This window comes from Mesorhizobium sp. M0018 (assembly GCF_040323955.1).
Lineage (GTDB): Bacteria > Pseudomonadota > Alphaproteobacteria > Rhizobiales > Rhizobiaceae > Mesorhizobium.
This window is the reverse complement of the sequence record NZ_JAMYVL010000071.1, coordinates 1-1,838: the sequence shown is the minus strand read 5'-3', so window position 1 is coordinate 1,838 and position 1,838 is coordinate 1. Positions and strand designations below refer to the sequence as shown.

General features: G+C 58.8%; 2 protein-coding genes. Both read left to right on the top strand.

The window, feature by feature from the left end:
* The coding region (locus NKJ81_RS32460) for a hypothetical protein (RefSeq protein ID WP_352542973.1) at positions 1-218 on the top strand (218 nt) is incomplete at its 5' end.
* A 262-nt stretch (positions 219-480) separates the two neighbouring features.
* Positions 481-1,389: a serine hydrolase gene (locus NKJ81_RS32455; RefSeq protein WP_352542972.1), complete on the top strand. Its 909-nt coding sequence runs from the start codon at positions 481-483 to the stop codon at positions 1,387-1,389.
* Positions 1,390-1,838: the final 449 nt, after the last annotated feature.

The window sequence follows — 1,838 nt, the reverse complement described above, 5'->3', positions numbered from 1 at the left end:
TGGAACATGCAGAAGGTCTCGGCTTAGTGGCTGCGTACATCCTTCGCAGATTGGTTTCGGCCATCGCCGTCATGGCGATGGTCGGAGTGTTCATCTTTCTGCTTCTGTTTGATCGCGCCGCAACTGGCAAGGCCCTATGTCAAGCTCTGTGCGCGGTGATAAGCCGCCTTCCCATGCACTTCGCGCCAGTGAAAACGCCGACCAGCAGGCTGCTTTGATCCTGGTCGGTGTCCTCTCGTATGGATTGAAAGCCGATGCTTCGATCGACGATATTGTAGCTCAATAGAAGCAAGACTACCTCTAGTAGGTTACCGAAAAGGGGCTGGAATTCATCTCTGAAGCCGTGATTCCGCGGCTAGGTAAGATGTAATGGCACCTCACATCACTTGGTATGCAACTCAGAAAATTGCGAGGCTCTCCATGGCTACGGCCCTACCATTTACCAGGTTTAAGGGGGCTGCGGCTCCCGAGTGGTTCCGCTTGATAGAGAACGCGACGGCGGAGATTTCCCGCCACAGCCTTGGCGCCGAGGGCGTTGTGGGGGTGGCCGCGTGGCGCCTCGACGGCTATGGGCCAGCCCTCCTGCTAAACGCAGAGCAGCCGTTCCCAATGGCGAGCACGGTCAAGATTGCAGTAGCGTGCCGGATCCTGGAGCGCATCGCCGCTGGCGAACTGGCACTCGACCATCTGCTCGAGATCCCTGAAGACATGCGCGTCGGTGGGTCGCTGATCGCGGATCGATTTATCCATCCTGGAATACAACTTTCTGTTCACAACCTGCTGCAGGTGATGTTGGACGAGAGCGACAACACAGCCACCGACGTTCTCATCCAGGCCTGTGGAGGTGTTGCAGCCGTGACTAGGTCGCTGGAGGCCTGGGGCGTCGCAGGCCAGCGGGTGGATCGGGACTCGCGCGGCATCCTCCGGGACTTCTTCGAACTGGGGAGCGGGCCCTTTATGAACGCCATGCTGGAGGCGCAAACTCGTCCGGGTCACGTCGAGAGAGATCGCTCGCCAAACCCGGCCTTCGAAGACGACCTGCATGACGTCTCGACGCCCTTCGCCATGAGCACCTTGCTCGCTGAGCTTTTCGGCGGCCGCCTGCCGCTGGCGGCCTTGGCCACGGTGCTGCGTGACATCATGCGCGCATGCCGGACCAGCGACACCCGGCTTCGCGGTCTGCTGCCGCCCGAGACGGAGGTGATCGACAAAACCGGCACCATCGGCGGTGTCACCAATGATGTTGGCCTGATTGTCCTTCCGCAGGGGCGCGGCGAGATCGTTATCTCCGTATTCATCAAGAAGGGGTGCGCCCCATGCGAGCGGCGGGACCGCGTCATCGCAGAAATCGCCCGAACCGCCTACGACTTCTTCCTTCTCGTCTCCTAGTCTCTCACGTTCCCTGTCAAGGCTGAAGGCGAGATAACAACTGCTTGGCGCGTGTGTGTGCAAAGCAGTCGGATTAGCTGGAACTGCACAGGGCCGGGGGTGGAGCTCAGAGACGACGGTTGATGAGACTTCACTATTCAGCCGGTTGAGGTCAAGCGGTTTCGAGCCTTCCGTTTTGCCGGCATCTGACGTGCTTCGTCTTGCTTCTCTTCTCTATCTGGCTGGCAACCGTTTCCACAACTTTAGATATCCCGACGGGCTCGCTCTTCTCTCCGGAATCGGCACTTTGGCCCTTCCACGATGGGTTCAGATGAAACAAGTGCAACTATCTCCGGGGCGTTCTTACGTAAGCGCCAAGCTGACCCCATCTGGCGCGGCTTGAGGTGATGAGCGAGACATACTGACACTGAAGCAAGGAGCCGAGGAGCTTGCAGTGTCAATTTCTATGT